The sequence below is a fragment of the Antricoccus suffuscus genome (assembly GCF_003003235.1).
In the GTDB taxonomy this organism is placed as follows: Bacteria; Actinomycetota; Actinomycetes; order Mycobacteriales; family Antricoccaceae; genus Antricoccus; species Antricoccus suffuscus.
In genome coordinates, this window is the sequence record NZ_PVUE01000010.1 from 136,545 (window position 1) to 154,681 (window position 18,137).

General features: G+C 64.2%; 16 protein-coding genes. 14 read left to right on the forward strand and 2 right to left on the reverse strand.

The window, feature by feature from the left end:
• Positions 1-7 precede the first annotated feature (7 nt).
• From CLV47_RS13060 to CLV47_RS13125, 14 genes are all read left to right on the forward strand, one after another.
• Positions 8-1,612 carry a UDP-N-acetylmuramoyl-L-alanyl-D-glutamate--2,6-diaminopimelate ligase gene (locus CLV47_RS13060; protein WP_238145437.1) on the forward strand — a complete coding sequence of 535 codons (1,605 nt, stop codon included), beginning with the start codon at positions 8-10 and terminating at the stop codon, positions 1,610-1,612.
• Positions 1,609-2,688 carry a phospho-N-acetylmuramoyl-pentapeptide-transferase gene (gene mraY, locus CLV47_RS13065; RefSeq protein ID WP_106349484.1) on the forward strand — a complete coding sequence of 360 codons (1,080 nt, stop codon included), beginning with the start codon at positions 1,609-1,611 and terminating at the stop codon, positions 2,686-2,688. Before CLV47_RS13060 ends, mraY begins: the two co-directional genes overlap by 4 nt.
• Before the next feature lie 4 nt (positions 2,689-2,692).
• A complete protein-coding gene (gene murD / locus CLV47_RS13070; protein WP_106349485.1) occupies positions 2,693-4,126 on the forward strand; it encodes a UDP-N-acetylmuramoyl-L-alanine--D-glutamate ligase in 1,434 nt (477 codons plus the stop codon).
• A 9-nt stretch (positions 4,127-4,135) separates the two neighbouring features.
• Positions 4,136-5,644, forward strand: coding sequence for a putative lipid II flippase FtsW (gene ftsW, locus CLV47_RS13075; protein WP_106349486.1), 1,509 nt, complete (start codon positions 4,136-4,138; stop codon positions 5,642-5,644).
• Positions 5,641-6,726: an undecaprenyldiphospho-muramoylpentapeptide beta-N-acetylglucosaminyltransferase gene (gene murG, locus CLV47_RS13080; RefSeq protein ID WP_106349487.1), complete on the forward strand. Its 1,086-nt coding sequence runs from the start codon at positions 5,641-5,643 to the stop codon at positions 6,724-6,726. Before ftsW ends, murG begins: the two co-directional genes overlap by 4 nt.
• Positions 6,723-8,171, forward strand: coding sequence for a UDP-N-acetylmuramate--L-alanine ligase (murC, locus tag CLV47_RS13085; RefSeq protein WP_238145438.1), 1,449 nt, complete (start codon positions 6,723-6,725; stop codon positions 8,169-8,171). Before murG ends, murC begins: the two co-directional genes overlap by 4 nt.
• Positions 8,168-8,998, forward strand: a complete 831-nt coding sequence (locus tag CLV47_RS13090; RefSeq protein ID WP_106349488.1) for a cell division protein FtsQ/DivIB — start codon at positions 8,168-8,170, stop codon at positions 8,996-8,998. Before murC ends, CLV47_RS13090 begins: the two co-directional genes overlap by 4 nt.
• 3 nt (positions 8,999-9,001) lie before the next feature.
• The gene (locus CLV47_RS13095; protein ID WP_106349489.1) at positions 9,002-9,619 is read left to right on the forward strand and encodes a nitroreductase family protein; all 618 of its coding nucleotides are present in this window, start codon (positions 9,002-9,004) and stop codon (positions 9,617-9,619) included.
• Positions 9,620-9,689: 70 nt separating this feature from the next.
• Positions 9,690-10,292, forward strand: coding sequence for a peroxidase-related enzyme (locus CLV47_RS13100; RefSeq protein ID WP_238145439.1), 603 nt, complete (start codon positions 9,690-9,692; stop codon positions 10,290-10,292).
• 176 nt (positions 10,293-10,468) lie between these two features.
• A complete protein-coding gene (gene ftsZ / locus CLV47_RS13105; RefSeq protein ID WP_106349490.1) occupies positions 10,469-11,812 on the forward strand; it encodes a cell division protein FtsZ in 1,344 nt (447 codons plus the stop codon).
• A 74-nt stretch (positions 11,813-11,886) separates the two neighbouring features.
• Positions 11,887-12,582 carry a peptidoglycan editing factor PgeF gene (gene pgeF, locus CLV47_RS13110; RefSeq protein ID WP_238145440.1) on the forward strand — a complete coding sequence of 232 codons (696 nt, stop codon included), beginning with the start codon at positions 11,887-11,889 and terminating at the stop codon, positions 12,580-12,582.
• The gene (locus CLV47_RS13115) at positions 12,579-13,313 is read left to right on the forward strand and encodes a YggS family pyridoxal phosphate-dependent enzyme (RefSeq protein WP_106349492.1); all 735 of its coding nucleotides are present in this window, start codon (positions 12,579-12,581) and stop codon (positions 13,311-13,313) included. The genes pgeF and CLV47_RS13115 overlap by 4 nt, the downstream gene beginning before the upstream one ends.
• Positions 13,314-13,364: 51 nt before the next feature.
• Positions 13,365-13,937 carry a cell division protein SepF gene (locus CLV47_RS13120; RefSeq protein ID WP_106349493.1) on the forward strand — a complete coding sequence of 191 codons (573 nt, stop codon included), beginning with the start codon at positions 13,365-13,367 and terminating at the stop codon, positions 13,935-13,937.
• 207 nt (positions 13,938-14,144) lie between these two features.
• Positions 14,145-15,518, forward strand: a complete 1,374-nt coding sequence (locus CLV47_RS13125; RefSeq protein ID WP_170111065.1) for an MFS transporter — start codon at positions 14,145-14,147, stop codon at positions 15,516-15,518.
• 58 nt (positions 15,519-15,576) lie between these two features.
• On the opposite strand, the gene CLV47_RS13130 is transcribed toward CLV47_RS13125, so the two are convergent.
• On the reverse strand, positions 15,577-17,703 hold the full coding sequence (locus CLV47_RS13130; protein WP_106349495.1) for a molybdopterin-containing oxidoreductase family protein: 2,127 nt from the start codon (positions 17,701-17,703) through the stop codon (positions 15,577-15,579).
• A 155-nt stretch (positions 17,704-17,858) separates the two neighbouring features.
• Positions 17,859-18,137, reverse strand: a 279-nt coding sequence (locus CLV47_RS22065) for a hypothetical protein (protein ID WP_170111066.1), incomplete at its 5' end; no start/stop codon positions are given.

The following is an 18,137-nucleotide window of genomic DNA, read 5'->3' on the forward strand; positions in this document are numbered from 1 at the left end:
CGCCCGAGTGATTGCCCAGAAACCGATCCGTCCAACAGCGACCACGCCCATGTCGCTGGCGAAGCTACGCGCCCTCGTCGATGGGCGCAGCGCCGCTGACCTCGCCGACCTGACGGTCACCGGGATCACCAACCGCTCCGGTGAGGTGCGTCCCGGTGACCTCTACGCCGCGGTGCCCGGCACCCGCACCCATGGCGCGAAGTTTGCCGCCGAGGCGCAGGCAGCCGGGGCGGTCTGCGTACTGACCGACGCCGAGGGCAGTGACGCAGTCGCAGCCTCGCACGTCACCCTCCCGATCATCGTCGTGCCGGACGTCAAGGCCGTGCTCGGTGAGGCGTCGGCGTACGTCTACGGCGCGCCGGCCAGCCGCATGCGGATGCTCGGCATCACCGCGACCAGCGGCAAAACCACGACGGCGTACCTGATGTACGCCGGACTCGCCGCCCATGGCCACACCGTCGGGCTGATCGGCACCGTGGAGACACTGATCGGCACGCGCGTCATCGCGCACGTCCCCGGCAGCAGCTTCACCACCCCCGAAGCTCCCGACCTGCACGCACTGCTCGCGGTCATGGTCGAGTCCGGTGTGGACGCGGTCGTGATGGAAGTGTCCAGCCACGCGCTGCAGTTGGGCCGGGTCGCGGGGATCGGCTTCGACGTCGCTGGTTTCGCCAACCTCTCGCAAGACCACCTGGATTTCCATTTGGACATGGAGAGCTACTTCGCCGCGAAATCGCTGCTGTTCGACGGCCGGAGCAAGATCCACGTGTGCAACATCGACGACCAGTACGGCGCCCGAGTGGCGCGACTCGCACCCGAACGCACGGTGTCGATCTCGCCGTCCGGGCTGTCTGCGGCCTGGCGCGCCACGGAGGTCGACGACTCACACCTCGAAGGATGCCGGTTCGTCGTCAACGGGCCGGATTCGTCCGGGCTGTCGGTCGAGCTGGCGCTGCCGGGTCGTTTCAACGTCGCCAATGGGCTGATGGCCATCGCGATGCTCGCGCAGGTCGGTGTACCGCCCACCGTCGCCGTGCCCGCGCTTCGCGACGTGGTTGTGCCGGGCCGGATGCAGCGTGTGGTCGAAGGTCAGGACTACCTCGCAGTCGTTGATTACGCGCACAAACCCGCCGCCGTGAGCGCCGCTTTGAGCGCGCTGCGTCCGCAGACTGCCGGACGGCTGATCGTCGTACTCGGCTGCGGTGGAGACCGCGATCAGGCCAAACGGCCGCTGATGGGGGAGGTGGGCGCCCGCCAGTCCGACGTACTCATCGTTACCGACGACAATCCCCGCTCGGAGGCACCCGACACGATTCGCGCCCAGATGCTCGACGGCGCCCGGGCGGTCCCGCTAGCGGAGCGCGCCGAAGTCATCGAAGAGGGCGACCGGGGCCGGGCGATCGAACTCGCGGTCGCACGCGCCAGGTCCGGCGACTGCGTCCTCGTCGCAGGCAAAGGTCACGAGCACGGCCAGTACGTCGGCGATGAAGTCTTGGAGTTCGACGACACCATGCGGCTTCGCGCGGCGATCAGCGCTTCGCGCACTACCAGGCGATACGGTGGAGCAGACGAAGACGGCCCCGACCAAAGCGCGGAGGAGAACGCCGAATGATCTCGGTCTTGCTCGCCGCGTGTATCTCGCTGGTCATCACGCTCCTGCTGACCCCACTTTTCATCAAGTACGTCAGCCGCCGCGCCCTCGGCCAACAAGTCCGTGACGATGGCCCGCAGACACACCTGGTCAAACAGGGCACACCGACCATGGGTGGGGTCGTCATCATCACGGCCACCGTGTTGGGCTATTTCGGCGCGCATCTGTCCCTGGTCAATCAGCATGGTCGAGCGCCGTCCGCGTCCGGGCTGCTCGTGCTCTACCTGATGGTCGGGCTCGGGTTCATCGGTTTTCTCGACGACTACATTAAGATCGCCAAGCAACGCAGCCTCGGTCTGAACAAGACCGGGAAGCTCGTGGGGCAGTTGTTCGTCAGCGTCAGCTTCGCCGTGATGTCGCTCGGGTTTGACGGCAAAGGCATCTCACCGGCATCGGTCAAGCTGTCGTTCGTGCGTGACATCGCGGTCCTGACGCTCGGCAGCGTCGGCTTCGTCATCTTTGCGGTGCTGCTGATCAGCGGCTTCTCAAACGCGACCAACCTGACGGACGGCCTGGACGGGCTCGCCGCGGGCGCCTCCGCGATGGTCTTCGGCGCCTATATCGTCATCTCGTTCTGGCAGTTCAACCACCAGTGTCTGCGTACCGCGGCCGTCGGCTGCTACGACGTACGCGACCCGATTGACCTGACCATCCTGGCCGCCGCGATGCTCGGGGCCTGTTTCGGATTTCTCTGGTGGAACGCCAATCCGGCGCGGATCTACATGGGGGACACCGGGTCTCTCTCGCTCGGTGGCGCGATGGCCGGCCTCGCCATCGTGACCAAGACCGAGTTGTTGCTGTTCGTGCTCGGAGGGCTGTTCGTGGCGATCACGCTGTCGGTGGCCATGCAGATCGTCTTCTTCAAGCTCACCAAACGACGAATATTCCGGATGGCGCCACTGCACCATCATTTCGAGCTGGCCGGCTGGACCGAGATGACGGTAGTGGTGCGGTTCTGGATTGTCACCGGACTTGCCGTCGTTCTCGGTCTCGGGATCTTCTACGCCGACTGGCTCAGCCACGTCAGTTTCACCTGACCGCATGACTGTTTCCACGAACCCGTATCGCGGGGCGCGAATCGTCGTGACCGGTGGCGGCCGCTCCGGGACCAGCGCGGCCGCCGTACTGCAACGCTGCGGAGCGTCAGTCCAGATCGTCGACCGCGATCCTCGCGTGCTCACAACAAGCCTTGCGCAGCAGGGGATCACGTACGCCGGTGACCTCGCCGAGCTCCCCGAAGGCGTCGACCTGGTCGTCACATCACCCGGCTGGTCACCCAGGCAACCGTTGCTCGTGGACGCCGCCGGCAAGGGGGTGCCGGTCGTTGGCGAGGTCGAGATCGCCTGGATGCTCAGGGATCCCGCCGTGCCATGGCTCGCAGTGACCGGAACCAACGGCAAGACGACGACGGTCGGCATGCTTACCGCAATGCTGGCTGCCGCGGGTCGCACCGTCGCCGAGGTCGGCAACGTCGGTCCACCGGTCATCGATGCCGCGGTCGACCGGCAGACCGGTTATGACGTGCTGTCGGTCGAGTTGTCCAGTTTCCAACTGCACTGGGCACCCTCCGTGCGACCGGCGAGCGGCGCACTGCTCAATCTTGCCGCAGACCATTTGGACTGGCACGGCAGCGCCGCGGCGTACGCCGCAGACAAGGCGCGAATCTTTAACGCTCAAGGCATCAGCGTGTACAACGCTGACGATGCGGGCGTGTGTGCCGAGGTTGCGAAACTGCCGACGACCGCGCGCACGGTCGGATTCACGCTCGGCGTACCGGACGCCGGTCAGCTCGGCGTCGACGGTGACGAGCTCATCGACCGGACGTATGCCGCTGCCGGTGGCCGCGAGGTACTGGCGAGCGTTGGCGACGTCAGCCCGCCGGGACCGCACAACGTCGCCAATGCGCTCGCGGCCGCCGCATTGGCGCGAACGGTCGGTGTGAGTGCCGCCGACGTCCGCGAGGGACTGCGCCGATATCTTCCCGGTGCGCACCGCAACGTCCTCGTGGCCTCTGAGCGTCGGGACGGCTACGTCGTTGACTTCGTCAATGACAGTAAGGCCACCAACGTCCATGCGGCCGCCGCGTCACTCGTTGCCTACGACCACGTCGTGTGGATCGCCGGCGGATTACTTAAGGGCGCGTCCGTCGACGATGTGCGGCCATTGATCGAACGCGCATTGCCGTTTTTGCGCGGCGTCGTGCTAATCGGCCGCGACCGGGGTGTAATTGCCGACGCATTGCGCCGACACGCGCCCGAGATACCTCTTGTCGAGGTCGAGACGACGGACGATAGAGCGATGCGCACGGCGGTCGACCTCGCGCATGAGTTGGCGTGCGACGCGGGCAGCCGCGTGAATGCCACGGTGACGGTGCTTCTGGCCCCCGCCGCGGCATCGATGGACATGTTCGCCGACTACGCGCAGCGAGGTGACCGGTTCGCAGAGGCGGCAAGACAAGTCGCCGAGGACAGCTAAAGGAGGAAGATGGCCGCGTCAAACACCGCACGCAGCGACCGTCTTTCGGCGACACGCGACTCTGCACGCAAAGCGTCTCAAGAGCTGCGCGGTTTCTTCAGCCGCCCAATGACATCGTTCTATCTCGTCATCATGCTGACATTTGCGTTGGTGACGTTCGGTTTGGTCATGATGGCCTCCGCGTCCGCGGTCGACTCCATCATCAAATACGGATCGCCGTACTACCTGTTCAATCGCCAGATCATGTGGGCCGCGGTCGGGGTTGTCGCTCTTTGGGTAGGCATGCGAGTGCCGCTGTCGTTTTGGCGCCGAATCAGCGGACCGTTGATGATCTTGTCGATCCTGATGCTGATGCTCGTGCTGATCCCCGGCATCGGCACCGAGATCTACGGCGGTCGACGATGGTTTGGCTTTGGGCCGCTTCAGCTGCAGCCGTCCGAAGTTGGCAAGGTCGCGTTCCTGCTGTGGGGCGCGCACATTTTGGTACGCCGCAAGAAGCAACACAACACGTGGTCCGGACTACTGATGCCATTGTTGCCGGGCATGGCGATCCTCGCCGGGCTGGTGGTGATCGAGCCCGACCTCGGTACGACGCTGACCTATCTTGTGCTCTTCCTCGCGTTGCTGTGGACAGTCGGGACGCCGATGCGACTGTTCGGCCTGCTGGGCCTTGGCGTCCTTGGGGCCGGTGGCCTCGCGATCTGGGCCGAGCCCTATCGGTTGTCCAGGGTGACCTCTTTCCTCGATCCCTGGTCAGATCCGGCCGGGGCCGGACACCAGGCACTGCAGGGTTTTTACGCGCTGGGCACCGGTGGATTGACCGGGGTTGGGCTGGGCAACAGCCGGACTAAGTGGGGCGCGCTGCCCAACGGTCACTCGGACTACATCTTCGCGATCATCGGCGAGGAGCTCGGGCTGGTCGGCTGCGCCACGGTGCTGTTGTTGTTCGGTGCTCTCGCGTTCGTCGGGTTGCGGATCGCGCATCGTTCGACCGACCCGTTCATCAAACTCGTCGCGTCCGCCGCAGTGGTCTGGCAGGTCGCGCAGGCCCTGATCAACATCGGCTACGTCGTCGGGCTGCTGCCGGTTACCGGGATCACCCTGCCGCTGATCTCGTCGGGTGGCACATCGTTGATCATCACGATGTTTGTCATGGGAGTGCTCGCCTCGTGCGCCCGGCACGAACCGGCCGCCGTCGCGCACCTGAAGAAGAAGCAAATGCGGCTGCCGTCATTACTGCGGCTCCCCGTTCCGCGTAACGCCCGCGACAGTGACCCGTTCAGCGGCAGCGAGCAAAGCGCGCGGGTGAAACGCGCACCGGCAAAGAAACCCTCGGTCAAACGTCAGCCGGTTCGAAGTGCTCCGGCTAAGCGAGCTCCGGCGAAGCGAGCTCCGGCCAAACGCGCTCCAGCGAAACGCACACCGGTGCGCAGTGAACAACCGGCGCGCGGGCGCGATACGCGCCAGCGCAGCGCGAGGCAGAATGTAAGCCAGGAACGGAGGCGGAGGGCCGGATGAGCAGACACATCGTGTTGACCGGCGGCGGCACCGCCGGCCACATCGAGCCGATGCTTGCGACGGCAACCGCCCTTCAGCTGCGTGAACCTGGTATCGAAATCACCTGTATAGGTGCGATCGGTGGCCTGGAGACCACGCTAGTGCCGGCCCGGGGATTCAAGCTCGAGGTCGTGCCCGCCGTACCCTTCCCGCGTAAACCGTCCCTTGACCTGGCCAAGCTGCCGCCGCGACTAGTGACGGCGACGATGGCCGCGCGCAAGATTCTGACGAAGGTCGATGCTGCCGCCGTGGTCGGATTTGGTGGATACGCCGCGCTGCCGGCGTACCTCGCAGCGCGTACCCGCGGGGTCCCCGTCGTCGTACATGAAGCCAACTCGACCGCCGGCATGGCTAATAAGGTGGGAGCCCGCTGGGCGAAGGTCGTGGCGACGGCTATGCCGATCCCGGGTCTACGCGGGGCCCAGGTCATCGGGATGCCCATCCGCGACACGATCTCCAAGATCGACCGTCAAGCGTTGCGCGCGGAAGCACTCACGCACTTCGGTCTACGCCCCGACTTCACCACTTTGCTGGTATACGGCGGGTCTCAAGGCGCTCGCACCCTCAACACTGCGATCGTCGGCGCTGCGCAAGTGCTGCATGACGCCGGTATCCAGGTCCTGCACTCGTACGGCAAAAAGAACGATGTCAGTGCGCCTGTGTACGCCGACGGTCCGGCGTACACCGCGGTCCCGTATATCGACCGGATGGACCTTGCCTACGCCGCCGCCGACTTTGTGCTCTGCCGGTGCGGCATGGGCACCGTGGCCGAAGTATCGGCCGTGGGGCTGCCCGCGTGCTACGTGCCGTTGCCGCATGGCAACGGTGAGCAGCGCAAGAACGCCGCACCTGTCGTCGCGGCCGGCGGTGGCCTCCTGGTCGAGGATGATCGACTGACGGCCGACTACCTCGCCGCGCAGTTGCTATCGATTCTGCGCGATCCGGCCAAGATCGCCGCTATGTCCGCAAATGCGACTGGAGCTGGCCATGGCGAAGCCGCGGACAGGCTAGCCGAGATGGTTCTGGAGGTGGCTCGTCCGTGACCGACTCAAGACCACCGAAGATTCTTCCGGCGTACGCCGTCGAGGGCGCCCAGACGCCGCGCCCGGACGAACTGGGCGTCGTGCATTTCATCGGAATCGGCGGTGCCGGCATGAGCGGCATCGCGCGGATCATGCAGGCCATGGGGATGCAGATCTCGGGGAGCGATGCCAAGGAGTCCGCCGCGGTGCTCGAGCTCCGCCTGCGTGGCGTGCGGTGCGAGGTCGGCCACGACGCTGCGCATCTCGGCGACGCCGACACCGTGGTCGTCTCCTCAGCGATTCGCCCCTCCAATCCCGAACTCGCCGAGGCGACGAAGCGGGGGCTGCGCATCATTCCCCGCGCCGTTGCGCTGGCTTCGGTTATGAGCGACAAGCGACCGGTCGCCGTCGCCGGCACACACGGCAAGACCTCGACTACGTCGATGTTGGTGGTTGCGGCACAAGCGTGCGGCGCCGATCCGTCCTATGCGATTGGCGGCGAGCTCAACGAGTCGGGCTCCAACGCGCACCTCGGCGCTGGTGACATCTTCGTCGCTGAAGCAGACGAGAGCGACGGGTCCTTCCTGCTGTTTTCCCCGTACGCCGGGATAGTCACCAATGTCGAGGCCGACCATCTCGATAACTACGGCGATCTCGCAGCCGTGCTGCGCGCGTTCGACGCGTTCATCGACACGATCGACGCGGCCGGTTTTGTGGTGCTGTGCCGCGACGACGAGCGGGCGTACGCGCTGGCCGAGCGGGCGGCCAGTCGCGGGCTTGCGGTCTGGACCTACGGTCAGCACGCCGAGTCCGACCTGCAGCTGTCCGCTATTGACGTCGTCGGCACGCGCACGACCTACCGCGCTCGGGTCGACGGCGTCGAGCACGCGGTCGACCTCGGCGCGCCCGGCGCACACATGGCGCTCAACAGCGCGGCCGCACTGCTCGCCGGGATCCGGCTCGGGTTGCCGGCCGGCGAGCTTATCGACGGGCTTGCCCGGTACGCCGGCGTGCATCGGCGGATGGAGTACGTCGGGACTGCCAGCGGGGTAAGGGTTTTCGATGATTACGCACACCACCCGACCGAGCTTGCCGCACAGTTGAAGGCGGCGCGTTCGGTCGCCGGGGACGGCCGGCTGATTGCCTGTTTCCAGCCACACCTGTATTCGCGCACTCAGGCATTCTCGACCGAGTTCGGCGCCGCGCTCGGCCTCGCCGACGACGTCATCGTGATGGATGTGTTCGCGGCCAGGGAAGACCCCGTTCCGGGAGTGAGCGGGGCACTGGTCGCCGCCGCAGTACCGCCGGGCCGCGGCACCGTGCGTTTTGAGCCATCCTGGGTGCAGACCGCCGAGGCCGTCGCCGCGCTAGCGCATGAGGGCGATCTAGTGATGACCCTCGGCGCGGGTGATGTGACAATGCTCGGCCAAGAGATCCTCGCCGCGATCGAGAGCCGTTCGTCATGACGCGAAATACGACCCGGCCGCGCCCACCTCAGCGGCGTACCGCACCGGCGCCTAAGAAGGCGTCGAAAGGTAAGCCGTCAAAACGTAAGTCGTCGGCTCGGCGGGCGCCCGCTCGCACAGCGATGGCGCGCGCCAGCGTGGCGCTTGCCCCACGCGGACACAAGCGCCTGTACGTCGTACTGACCGCGTTCGTGGTCGTGCTGGCACTCGTCTGGCTGGTGATGTTCTCCTCGGTACTGGGTGTCAAGCGGGTGGGCGTCAGCGGCGCTAACGTCGTCTCGGTGAGCGATGTGCGTGACGCCGCGGGCATCGCTTCCGGAGCGCCGCTCGCAACTCTGAACACGGACACGATCGCGGCCAAGGTCGAGGCCATACCCGCCGTCGCCAGCGCGAGTGTGAGTCGCTCCTGGCCCAACGGGGTCGTCATCACCATCACCGAGCGTCGACCGGTCGCGATCGTCACGGTCAAAGGCGAGAAGTGGGCCGTGGACATTACTGGCAAGGTCTACCTACCCGAGGCGCGGCTCGGGAGCAGCGTAGCCAAAGGCCTGCTACCGCTCACCGTCGACAAGCCCGGCACCGGTGACCTAGCGACTCGGACGGCCGTCAAAGTCATCGCGAGCCTGCCGCAGGCCTTGTATAAGCAGGTTTCCTCGGTGACGGCCAAGACCGGTGCCGACGTGACCCTCACGCTTGAGGACGGCCGATCGGTGATCTGGGGCGGTGACGACGAGGCCAAGGAAAAGGCGACAATGATTGAGAAGCTGCTCGAGCACGCCGGCTCGGTCTACGATATCTCCAGCCCGCAGTCGATCGTCATCCGGTAGCCGATGGATTTTCAAAAGGTCGTTCGCCGCCGCCGCATGGTGCGCAGCTACGACCCGGACCGTCCAGTTGCGCCGGAAGTCCGTGACCTGATCTTGAGCAACGCGCTGCACGCGCCCAGTGCCGGATTCTCGCAAGGGTGGGCGTTTCTGGTGATCGAGGAACCTCAAGATCGGGCGCGATTCTGGCGCCGTACCACCGACCCCGACGGCGTACCGGACGCATGGTTGCGCGGGATGCAGACGGCGCCGTTGCTGATCGTGTGCCTGTCTCACAAGGACGCCTACCTCGATCGGTATGCGCGACCGGACAAGGGCTGGGCAGACCGCGACGAGGCTCGCTGGCCGGTGCCCTATTGGGATATCGACACCGGTTTCGCCGCGATGCTGATGATGCTGACCGTCGTCGACCAAGAACTCGCGTCCTGTTTCTTCGGCGTTCCACCGGCTCAGATTCCTGGTGTGCTTGAAGAGTTCGGCGTACCGGATGGCTACACGCCGGTCGGTGTCGTGTCCGTCGGATACGGGGTCGCGGATCGTCGCTCTGGCTCGTTGAAGGCCGGTCGGAAGCCGCTATCGGATGTGGTACACATGGGTCACTGGGGCGAGCACCACGCGAGTTGAGCGCGGCGCGAATGCCACCAGCAACCTTCACATAAGCGTATTCGAACGCATTGGCATTCAAGGAGCACACATGGCCGAACATATGGACCCCACGATCTCGAAGCGGTTCCCAGTAATCGATACCGAAGATCTGCCAGATGACCTCCGCGGAAAGGTCGAGGAGATCGGGGAGAAGTCCGGATTCATCCCCAACGTGTTCCGCTCCGTATCCCGACGTCCCGAAGAGATGCGCGCCTTCTTCGCCTACCACGACTCGCTGATGGACCGTGAGACGCCGGCCCTGTCCAAGGCCGAGCGCGAGATGATCGTGGTCGCCACGAGCGCGGCCAACAGCTGTCTCTACTGCGTCATCGCACACGGTGCAATCGCCCGGATCCGCACCAAGAATCCGCGTATCGCCGACCAGCTGGCGAACGACTGGCGCAAGGCCGAGCTCGATGCGCGGCAGTACGCGATTATCGAAGTTGCCATGAAGCTTGCCGTCACCCCAGCCGAGATCGTTGACGAGGACCTCGACAAGCTCCGCAAACATGGGCTGACCGATGAAGACGTCTACGATGTCGGCTCTATCGTGGCCTTCTTCGCGATGAGCAACCGGCTCGCGCACTGGGGCGGAATGATGCCGAACGACGAGTTCTACCTCATGGGCCGAACTCCGAAAGCTAAGAAGTAGCGGGAAAAGAACGCGGCGCCCCGGCGCGCCTTACCCATCGCGAGGGTCCGACGTCCTACTTTCGTAACACCGCACAGGTTGACATAACTATGAACCTTTACTTGAGGTTGAGAGTTATGGACAAGTCAATTTAGCGCGTGAAACGTAGTCGTCAAATTAGCAGGAAGGAAGGTCGCATGACCTCCCCAAACTACCTCGCCGTAATCAAGGTCGTCGGTGTCGGCGGCGGTGGCGTAAACGCCGTCAATCGCATGATCGAGGTCGGGCTTAAAGGCGTCGAGTTCATCGCGATCAACACCGACGCGCAAGCGCTGCTCATGAGCGATGCCGACGTGAAACTCGACGTCGGTCGCGAGGCCACTAAGGGCCTTGGGGCCGGCGCCAACCCCGAGGTCGGTCGGCAGGCTGCCGAGGACCATCGCGAAGAAATCGAAGAAGTACTCAAGGGCTCGGACATGGTGTTCGTCACCGCCGGGGAAGGCGGTGGCACCGGCACCGGTGGTGCACCAGTCGTGGCCAGCATCGCGCGCAAGCTCGGCGCGCTGACCATCGGTGTGGTTACCCGTCCGTTCACCTTCGAGGGCAAGCGCCGGTCTACGCAAGCCGAGGCCGGGATCCAAGAACTGCGCAATGAGTGCGACACGCTCATCGTCATTCCCAACGAGCGGCTGCTGCAGCTGGGCGATCGCAACATCAGCATGATGGACGCGTTCCGGCTGGCCGATCAGGTGCTGCTGTCCGGTGTGCAGGGCATCACCGATCTGATCACGACGCCTGGTCTGATCAACCTCGACTTCGCGGACGTTAAGTCGGTGATGTCGGGCGCGGGGTCGGCGTTGATGGGCATCGGTTCATCGCGCGGCGAGAATCGCGCGATTTCCGCTGCACAGCAGGCGATCGCCAGTCCGCTGCTCGAAGCGTCGATGGACGGCGCCCAGGGCGTCATCCTGTCGATGTGTGGCGGCAGCGACCTCGGCTTGTTCGAGGTCAACGAGGCCGCCACGATCATCTCTGACGCGGCACACCCCGATGCCAACATCATCTTCGGTGCAGTCATCGATGACGCGCTGGGTGATGAGGTCCGGATCACCGTTATCGCGGCCGGGTTCGAAGACGTAACGCCACCGGCGCACCGGACCGACCAGGGTCAGCGCGTCGGTGGGGGCTCGATCGCGTCCGCGTCGGCAACACCGACGCGCTCGGACTCGTCAGTTGGTGCAAGCGGCGGCCTGCCATCGTCGGCCGCCGCGTCGCGCCAATCGCAGCAGGTCCCAGTTGGCAGCAATGGCAGCGGTAGCGCCGGCCAGTCGTCGAGCCGGCCTGCCACGGGCGGTGACTCGGGGCGGCCGCAGCGTCCGGTCTACCAGCAGGAGCGGCCAGCGTCGCGTCCTCAGGAACGGCCGCAAGCACCAGGTCAGGGCCAGCGTGGCGGCATGGCCATGCCGACCCCTGCTCGCAGGCCGTTGCCGGTCGACGAGATGGATGACGACCTGGACATCCCGGACTTCATGAAGGACTAGGTTTTTGAAGGACCAGGTTTTGAAGGACCAGGGTTTTGAGTAATCCCAGGAAGCACCCGCCTCGTATTCGGCGGGTGCTTTCCACACGTCGGGGCGGTTTCAGCGCGCCGCCGTACGACTCGTTCAACTTTGGTCTACATGTTGGCGACGATCCAGAGTCGGTGGCGCGCAACCGATCTCGGCTCGCGGCCGAGATCGGGGTCGAGCAGGCGGACCTGGTGTGGATGGAGCAGGTGCACGGCCGGTCCGTGCAGGTCGTCACCGAGCGGGTCGACGGCCCCGTCGAGGTCACCGATGCGCTCGTGACGGCGACTCCGGGCCTGGCTCTGGTCGTACAGGTTGCCGACTGCGTACCGCTGCTGCTGTGGGACGAGCAGGCGAGGGTGATCGGTGCCGTGCACTGTGGCCGGCAGGGCCTGCGGCTCGGCGTCGCGGGGCGGGCGGTCGACGCGATGGTCGGCCTCGGCTCCTCGATCGGGTCGATCAACGCGTTACTCGGTCCCGCCATTTGCGGACGGGACTATGAGGTACCGCAGCCCATGCAGGCCGATGTAGAGCAACACGCACCCGGTTCTGCCGCGCGCACCAAGCAGGGAACCGCGGCGCTCGACATCCGCGCCGGGTTGGCCGGACAGCTCAAGTCACTCGGCATACAGAGCATCGAGATAGACCCGCGATGCACCGTAGAGGACCCGGATCTATTCAGTCACCGAGGCGATAAGGGACGCACCGGCCGGCAAGTGGCCGTGGTGTGGATCGAGGGATCATGAGCGATACCGGACATATAGCGGGAAACATCGCGCACGTTCGTGCGCAAATTGCGGAAGCTTGCATGCGGGCGGGTCGTCCGCCGGAGGACGTCACCCTCGTTGCGGTAACCAAAAACTTTCCCGCGTCGTACGTCACCGCGGCCGTCGCGTCTGGCCTGACGAATGTCGGCGAGAGCAAAGCCCAGGAGCTGGCGGCTAAACGAATCGAGCTACCAGAACTGGACGTGCGCTGGCACTTCATCGGACGACTGCAGCGCAACAAGGTGCGCTCGGTGCTGGAGCACGCCGACGTCGTCCAGTCAGTCGACCGCGTCGCCTTGGCGCGAGCAATCGCGAAAGCGGCGAGGGAGTCGGACCGTTTCAATCCATCGCGCCGGTTGCAGATCATGTTGCAGGTTGATCTCGATCCGAGCCCGCCCAATGTGGACAAGGACAGCACCTCCGCGCGTGGGGGCGTCCATCCAGATCAGCTGCTCGAGCTGGCAGCCGAGGTCGCGGCCTGCGACGTTCTTGAGCTCACCGGCGTGATGTCGATCGCTCCGCTCGGTTATGACCCGGCAGATTGTTTCCGGCGATTGGCGCGGCTTCGCGAGCAACTGCGTGAGGTGTATCCCACGGCGACCGAGATTTCGGCCGGCATGTCCGGTGATTTTGCGGTGGCCATTGAAAACCAGGCCACATTGGTGCGTGTCGGAACCGCGTTGTTCGGCTCGCGCGAACTACCGTTTTAGAAGCAGATCTTTTAGCGTCCAGTTGACGCCGCACCGAGGAGGAAACGACCTATGGCCGGAGCCATGCGCAAGATGGGGATCTACCTCGGCTTGGTCGAAGATGATCATCGCGCATCCGACGACGGGTACGAGACATACGGCGCGACCGCTCGGGCGCGCAGTTACACCGATGATCGTCGCCGCGACGACTACGACGACGCGGAGTTCGCCGAGGCCGAGTACGACGATGAGCCGGCGCCCACGCCGGTGACGACCATGCCCCGACGTACCGAACTCGCGCCCAGCCGTTCGTCGGCTGCATCGGCACGCTGGTCCGAGACGCCCGCCGCATCGACCGGGCGCTCGTCGTACCGCATCACGACGCTGCACCCACGCACCTACAACGAAGCGCGCACTATCGGTGAGCACTTCCGAGATGGTGTACCGGTGATCATCAACCTCTCCGAAATGGATGACTCGGACGCTAAGCGACTCGTCGACTTCGCCGCGGGTCTCACCTTCGGCCTGCATGGCAGCATCGAGCGCGTGACCAACAAGGTCTTCCTGCTCTCGCCGCAGAAGGTGCAAGTAACCGCCGAGGACAAAGCGCGTATCGCCGAGGGTGGCTTCTTCAACCAGAGCTAGGTTCGCTCGGCTCGTTGTAACGGGTGGTTCGTCGCTCCACTGCGTCACGTTGTCCTAAACCCGCGCGATACGTTGCTGCGTATGGGTTTATTTGGCGTTAAGGGACACGCCGTCTCGATTGACACGCCCGCGAAGTGGGGTCTATACCGGTGTGCAATCCAGCACGACTATCCGGTCGTGCGGCGGCCCGGACCCCGGGAGTTTCCGATGGTGAGCGCAGAGACCGCAAGTGCACCGCAACACGAAGTAGCCGTCATCAACGCAAGGCTGGATCGACTTCCGTCGTTCGGGCTGAGCCGCGTGTTATTTGTAGTCGTCGGAGCGGCGTACTTCTTTACGTTCTACGACATCACCGCAATTGGCGTCACGCTGCCGATTCTTGGAGAGCAGTTCAAGATCAGCGGCGCTGACCTGGCGCTGCCCGTGACAACGAACTTGTTCGCATACGTCGTCGGTGCGTACGCCCTATCGAGTCTGGCTGACTATATCGGTCGGCGGAAAGCATTTGCTATCTCGGTGGGGCTGCTGTTCTTCGGTGGAATTCTGACAGCGTTCTCCTGGAACTTGGCTAGTCTTGCCATCTTCCGGGCGATCACCGGTCTCGGTATGGGCGCGGAGATCTCGCTGGCGGCGACGATGATGACCGAGCTGTCACCACCGAAGGTGCGTGGCCGTGGCATTGCCCTGAACGTGTTCTGGGGTGGTGTCGGGCTGGCTGCCGCGCCTTGGATCGGACTCGGCCTGGTGACGTGGCTCCCGACGAACATTGGTTGGCGCCTCGTGTTTGCCATCGGCGCGCTGTCGATCATCCTGCTCGGATTCCTCAATGATAAATGGATTCCTGAGTCTCCCCGATGGCTGGTGCTGCACGGCCACGCGGATCGTGCGCACGCGATCTTAAACCGTATGGAAGAGAATGTCCGCCAGAAAGGTCAGCATCTGCCTGAGCCGGACGTCGTACACTCCGAAGCCGAATTGAAGACCTTCCCAACCGCCGAGTTGCTTCGTCCGCCGTACCTGAAGCGGGTAATCGTCGTCTTCTTCTACTGGTTCTTCATCTATATGGCGGCCTATGCCTACCTCGCCTATCTGCAGACACTTCTGACCGCGATGGGGGTGAAGGATAGCCTGCTGCTGAGCGCGATTGGCGACATCGGCTTTGTCTTCGGCGGACTCTTCTCCCTCATGGTCATCGAGAAGTTCAACCGGAAGTACTCGGTGGCCTGCGCGGGCCTCATCGGGATGATCGGAGTAGGTACGATCGCGTTGAGTCACAGCACGCCGGTGTTGATCATCGGGCTGTTCCTCGCCGGACTGTGGATCATGGCGCCTGCGCTCGGCTATGCATACACGTCAGAAGTATTCCCGACACGAGCCCGCGCTACCGGAATGTCGATCGGCGACGGTTTAGGTCACCTCGGCGGTGCGGTGCAACCGTATATCGTGGTGGCGGCCCTAGCAGCGTTTGGTGCCCGCGGAACGTTCGGCCTGATCGTCGCGATGATCGCAATCGCGTCCGCGATCATCCTCATCGGCGGTATAAAGACCGCGGGTGACCACCTGACAGACCTCGCAAACTAGCGCGACGCACTAGTGGGGATGCCCAGCGAAGGGTATCCCCACTAGTGCTTAGTTCCGGCTATATAGCAGCGATCTCGACTCGGGTGTCTGAGAACGTTGGCGCGTTACCGAGATCGGCAAAAACGAACGGGTTGACCGCTGCGACGGTCGTGCCCCCTTTTGCGTTTTTGGCCCAGGCGCCCATGTGTGACAGCACGACACCGGGTGCGATGTCTTCACTCAACTTGGCGATCGCGATGAACTGCCCGCGGTCGTTGAAGACCCGGACCTCTTGCCCGTCGACGATTTCTCGTTGTTGGGCATCGAGCGGATGGATCGTCACGCTCTGTTCTCCTTGAACTCGGCGTTGGACGGGTTGATCACCGGCGCTGGAATTTAGGTATGCGTGCGATTTCGGGGAAATGAGGTTCAGCAGGAACCCGGTCTCATCTGACTCTCGCGGTGCGATGTAGTGGGGAAGCGGATCGACGGTGCCCCCGGGCTGGTGATCGTCGGACCCCTGCCGAAACAGTGGCACGACGAAGTTGCCCACTTGCTCGGCGATCGACGATTTGAATTCCGTCTTTCCAGACGGGGTAGGGAAATTTCCGTTTGCATGCGGCGCATACTCGTCCGGTGACGGAAGAGTGAGTCGTGACCACCCGGTCTCGCGCAGACGCTCGACGGTAATTCCTTCCATCGCCGGGGCGGACCAGTCGAAGGCTTCAGCGATCATGTCGTCGTCGGTCCGGGCAAAGCATGGTTCGGTGAGACCCATCCGCGTGGCGAGGCGCCGGAAGAGTTCGGTGTTGGAGATTGCGTCGCCCAGCGGCTCGACGGCGGGATTGTTCATAGATACATAGAAGTGTCCCCAGCTGAACATGATGTCCTTCTGCTCCAGCTGGGTGGTCGCCGGCAGCACGATGTCGGCGTACCGCGCAGTATCGGTCTTGAACTGGTCGGATACGACCGTAAACAGGTCCTCCCGAGACATGCCTTCGACGATTTTGTCCTGCTCGGGGCAGACGACCATTGGGTTGGAGTTGTAGACCATCAGGGCCTTGATGGGTGGGTCCAGCGCGAGCTCGCCCGTCAGCGCCTGGCCGAGGAGGAATTGGTTGACGACGCGGGTGCCGGGGGTTGCCAGTTCCGGATGCATGAACGCGGGCCAGTTGACGGGGAACGCCCAGAGCGGGAGTTGCAGCAGGCCGCCGCCAGGTTTGCGCCAAGCGCCGACAAGTGCGGGAAGGCAAGAGATCGACCGCACGGTCTCGCCTCCACCGGCATGACGTTCGATGGCGACACCGATGCGGATGAGCGATGGCTGCCCCGCGGCGTACTCACGCGCGAGGGTTGTAATGTCCGCCGCGGGAATGCCCGTCTCGGCCGCCGCCCACTCGGGTGAGTACTGCTGGACACGCTCCGCGAGTTCGTCGTACCCGACGGTGTGCTCGCGTACGTAGTCTTGGTCGGTGAGCCCCTCGTTGATGATGACGTGCATCATCGCCAAAGCGAGCGCACCGTCGGTGCCCGGCCGGATCGGAATATGCCAGTCCGCCATCTTTGCCGTCCGGTGGCGCATCGGATCGATGACCACGACCTTGGCGCCCCGTTTTTGTGCCTCGGCTACATAGGGCCAGAGGTGCAGGTTGGTTGAGATCATGTTGCAGGCCCAGATGATGATGTAGCGAGAATGCACGAGACTCTCTGGGTCCACGCCCGCAGTCGCGCCCACGGTCATGCTGTACGCCGTGCAGGCACCGGAGTCGCAGTAAGTGCGTTCGGTGACCGTAGCGCCCAGTTTGTTGAAGAACGGGTCCCCAACATTCAGACCGTTCAGGATTCCTTGAGTGCCCAGATAGCTGACCGGCATGATCGACTCGGCGCCGTACTCGTCGGCGGCTGCTTTGAAGCGCGAGCTGATTTCGTCGAGCGCGGCGTCCCACGTGATTCGCTCGAAACGCCCCGACCCTTTGGGACCGGTACGTCGCATCGGGAACAGCAGTCGATCCGGGCTATAGACCTTATCGACGTAGTTGTTGACCTTGACGCACAAACCACCGTGCGTAAACGGGTGGTCGGGATCGCCCTGCACTTTGGTTGCCTTGCCATCCACCACGGTCACTAGCATCGCGCAGGTGTCGGGGCAGTCGTGCGGGCAAGCGCCACGGACGGTCGTGGCCTGAGAATCATCGGTGACAGTCATGATGCCTCCTGGGGGCTCGACTGTCCGTCAGTGTGCGCCGCGGCGCGCGTTAGTACAACAGCGATATCAGGTTCGTGTGTAGAGGATGGGCGCTATAGACGCCCGTTGTCTACACACGAGATCCGCGCTCGCGCTCCGGCGGGAGCGCTGCGTTTCTATGCGACGGCTACGACGTCGGATTGTTGCAGGTCGAGGTGCTCGGCGTTGTCGAGGAGAGCATCGGCCGCGGTCCGGCCACCGCCGGCCTCACCACCCCAGGTCGGTCGGATCGCGTCGGCGTACGGGTGTTCCATGTCGGTGACATCCGCGATCAGATCAGCTAGCAGTGCCCGTTCTCCATACCGGGTCTCGTTCTCCACGTCATAGGCGATGGTGCGGGTGGTCTGTTCGGCGGTGATGCGCTGTCCACCGATCCGGGTGAACGTCCACCGGTC

Excerpts from the sequence above, each read along its gene's own strand:
- mraY (WP_106349484.1), top strand. The coding sequence starts at position 1,609 with ATGATCTCGGTCTTGCTCGCCGCGTGTATCTCGCTGGTCATCACGCTC.
- murD (WP_106349485.1), top strand. The coding sequence starts at position 2,693 with ATGACTGTTTCCACGAACCCGTATCGCGGGGCGCGAATCGTCGTGACC.
- ftsW (WP_106349486.1), top strand. The coding sequence starts at position 4,136 with ATGGCCGCGTCAAACACCGCACGCAGCGACCGTCTTTCGGCGACACGC.
- murG (WP_106349487.1), top strand. The coding sequence starts at position 5,641 with ATGAGCAGACACATCGTGTTGACCGGCGGCGGCACCGCCGGCCACATC.
- CLV47_RS13090 (WP_106349488.1), top strand. The coding sequence starts at position 8,168 with ATGACGCGAAATACGACCCGGCCGCGCCCACCTCAGCGGCGTACCGCA.
- CLV47_RS13095 (WP_106349489.1), top strand. The coding sequence starts at position 9,002 with ATGGATTTTCAAAAGGTCGTTCGCCGCCGCCGCATGGTGCGCAGCTAC.
- CLV47_RS13100 (WP_238145439.1), top strand. The coding sequence starts at position 9,690 with ATGGCCGAACATATGGACCCCACGATCTCGAAGCGGTTCCCAGTAATC.
- ftsZ (WP_106349490.1), top strand. The coding sequence starts at position 10,469 with ATGACCTCCCCAAACTACCTCGCCGTAATCAAGGTCGTCGGTGTCGGC.
- CLV47_RS13115 (WP_106349492.1), top strand. The coding sequence starts at position 12,579 with ATGAGCGATACCGGACATATAGCGGGAAACATCGCGCACGTTCGTGCG.
- CLV47_RS13120 (WP_106349493.1), top strand. The coding sequence starts at position 13,365 with ATGGCCGGAGCCATGCGCAAGATGGGGATCTACCTCGGCTTGGTCGAA.
- CLV47_RS13125 (WP_170111065.1), top strand. The coding sequence starts at position 14,145 with ATGGTGAGCGCAGAGACCGCAAGTGCACCGCAACACGAAGTAGCCGTC.
- CLV47_RS13130 (WP_106349495.1), bottom strand. The coding sequence starts at position 17,703 with ATGACTGTCACCGATGATTCTCAGGCCACGACCGTCCGTGGCGCTTGC.